The organism is Candidatus Palibaumannia cicadellinicola (assembly GCF_002855795.1).
In the GTDB taxonomy this organism is placed as follows: domain Bacteria; phylum Pseudomonadota; class Gammaproteobacteria; order Enterobacterales; family Enterobacteriaceae; genus Baumannia; species Baumannia cicadellinicola_C.
The window spans coordinates 1-3,110 of the sequence record NZ_NJPO01000094.1 but is presented as its reverse complement, the minus strand read 5'-3'; the positions used below and the strand labels follow the sequence as shown (position 1 = coordinate 3,110).

Annotated in this window: 1 protein-coding gene and 1 pseudogene; both read left to right on the top strand. The window is 39.9% G+C overall.

Translation table 11 applies throughout. From position 1 onward, the window contains the following. Positions 1-90 precede the first annotated feature (90 nt). Complete coding sequence (yigB, locus tag CEX73_RS01855) at positions 91-807, top strand: 5-amino-6-(5-phospho-D-ribitylamino)uracil phosphatase YigB (protein WP_101626904.1); 717 nt, start codon at positions 91-93, stop codon at positions 805-807. An 80-nt stretch (positions 808-887) separates the two neighbouring features. Further along, positions 888-2,828, top strand: a pseudogene (uvrD, locus tag CEX73_RS01850) (DNA helicase II); the annotation flags it as partial. Positions 2,829-3,110: the final 282 nt, after the last annotated feature.

Genomic DNA, 3,110 nt, shown 5'->3' with positions numbered 1-3,110 from the left:
CTACAGTACTATCGAACATAACAAACGCATATCTACATATAATTATCAATGTGCCATTAGTGCACTAATGAGTTATACTAGGAAAAACTAATGCATTTTTATCGTCCTTTGCATCCTTTGCGTGCGTTAACATTCGATCTAGACGACACCCTCTATGATAATAAAATAGTAATTAACCGAACTGAGCAAGAGTCCATCATATTTTTGCAACATTATCATCCAGCACTACAAGGGCTACAGCTCGAAGAGTATCAACGTTTGCGTAGCGAGTTGCGAGAACGAGAGCCAGACATTTATCATGACATAACCTACTGGCGCTGGCGTTCAATTGAGTTAGTAATGCGTAACGCTGGTCTTAGCGAAAGTGAAGCACGCGCTGGCGCTAATGCTACAATGAAGATTGTTACCTATTGGCGTAGTCAAATTGACGTATCATCTACCCCCCATAATATGCTAGCGGCGCTCAGCAGCCGCTGGCCATTAGTAGCTATAACAAACGGTAATGCGGATCCTACAGCCTGCGGATTAGCAGATTATTTTCGCTATATTCTACGTGCTGGTCGCGATGGACGAGCTAAACCATATCAGGATATGTACCAATCCGCTGCACAGCTGTTGCAATTACCATTAAGAAATATTTTACACGTTGGTGATGATCTGGAGTCCGATATAAATGGTGCAATTCGTTGCGGTATGCAAGCTTGCTGGATAAACAATCAGAAGGGTCATCTTCGGCATGCTTTTGATGCTAGGTTATTACCACATCTAGAAATATCACGGTTAGCTTCTCTAGAAGCTTTCTTATGATATTATCATGACTACTTTTTCTCTATTATAATTATGATTAGAGAGAAGGTACTATGATAATATCAATAGGCACTATTCACATGCATGTTTCGGATCTCCTTAAAAATCTCAATTGCAAGCAAAAAACAGTTGTTTCGGCACCTAGAGGTAATTTACTAGTACTCGCTGGGGCTGGTAGTGGAAAAACTCGAGTACTTGTGCACCGTATTGCTTGGCTACTTTTAGTCAAACACTGCTCGCCTTCTTCCATTTTAGCGGTCACATTTACCAATAAAGCGGCGACTGAGATGCGTAATAGAATAAAACAAGTAGTAGGTTTACATTCATGCGGAATGTGGATTGGAACTTTTCACAGTTTAGCCTACCGGTTTCTGCGCGTCCATTATATTGACGCTAATCTCCCACAAGAGTTCCAAATTATCGATAACGAAGATCAACAGCGGTTACTAAAACGTCTTATTCGCTATCTTAATCTAGACGAGAAAAAGTGGCCACCACGTCAGGCAATGTGGTATATCAACGCAAAAAAAGATGAAGGGCTACGACCCCAAAACATTGATAACTATGGCAACCCATTAGAAGCAACTTGGCACCGTATCTACGAACTTTACCAGGATGCTTGCGATCGCACCGGATTAGTAGATTTTGCCGAATTAATACCCCGAACATATGAGATGTTAACAAATAATCATAAGATTATGCATTATTACCAGAAACGTTTTAACCATATTTTAATTGATGAATTCCAGGATACTAATCTAATTCAGTACTACTGGATTCGTATCCTAGCAGGCCATCAGGGTCACGTAACAATTGTTGGTGATGATGACCAATCTATCTATGGTTGGCGTGGTGCGCAAGTAGATAATATGCAGCGTTTTCTGAATGATTTTCCTAGCGTACAAACTATCCGTCTAGAGCAAAACTATCGCTCTACTAAAAATATTTTAAAAGCAGCTAATCATCTCATAGCTAATAATGATGACCGACTAGTAAAAAATCTTTGGACTGACAGCGCGGACGGAGAGCAGATTTCCCTTTACTCTGCTATTAACGAACTCGATGAAGCTGATTTTGTTGTAAACAGGATCAAAGTGAGTAACAAAAATGGCGAAGCACTTAAAAATTGCGTTATTCTCTATCGTAGTAATGCGCAATCGCGGGTACTAGAAGAGGCATTACTCCATATGAAAATACCCTACCATATATACGGTAGCGTGCGTTTTTTCGAACGCCAGGAAGTAAAAGATACGCTTGCTTATCTCCGGCTTATTACTAACCGCAATGATGATGCAGCTTACGAACGTATGGTGAATACTCCTATCCGCGGAATAGGCGCTAGAACCATAGAAATAATACGGAAGCCTGCCTGCGATAGACAACTTACCTTATGGCAGGCTAGTCTAGCATTGCTAGATGAACGAGTGCTGAAAAGTAACGCAGCCTCCGCTCTGCAAACATTTATTAAACTAGTAAATAATCTAGCAGAAGAGATAGTTGATTTACCTCTGCATATGCAAACCCATTTAGTAATCAAACACTCAGGCTTATGGGCTATGTACAAAGAGGAAAAAGGCGAAAAAGGTCAAGCACGTATTAAAAATCTTGAGGAACTAGTTACGGCTACTCGAGAATATAGCTATAACTATGAGACACAAAATATGCCCCCGCTACAAGCTTTTTTGTCTCATGCTACCTTAGATGCAGGGGAGATACAGGCTAATGCTTGTCAGGATGCAGTGCAACTTATGACCCTACATGCCGCTAAAGGTTTAGAATTCCAGCAAGTTTTCATAGTTGGTTTAGAAGAAGGAATGTTTCCTAGTCAGATGGCACTTGAGGAGGAAGGAGGAATAGAGGAAGAACGGCGATTGGCTTATGTAGGGCTAACCCGTGCAATTAAAAAATTAACAATAACTTATGCAGTAACTCGCCGTCTATACGGTAAAAAAGCTTTTCGTCGCCAATCGCGTTTTATCAGTGAACTACCACAAGAGTGCTTAAAAAAAGTGCAAGCAAGAGATCGGTACCAATGGATACCGGGGAGCTAATACGAAAATTATTTCGAGCTAGGTTAGCAAATACTGCTTTATTGTTTCTTAAGTAAACAAGAAACTTACCAAAAAAAATTGGGCATGTATTGACAGCCTTTTTCTTATCAGCGTAACATGCAAATCTCATATATTTATAAAAATATTACACCTATAACTACTATTATAGTAGCTATAGGTATTAACACAACAATATGAGATCAAACAAACTACTAAGGCAACCTATTCACTAGCTACTTAAATAGTAGTAAG

What these genes read in the sequence shown, in the direction of transcription:
- yigB (WP_101626904.1), top strand. Translation starts at nt 91, where the DNA reads ATGCATTTTTATCGTCCTTTGCATCCTTTGCGTGCGTTAACATTCGAT.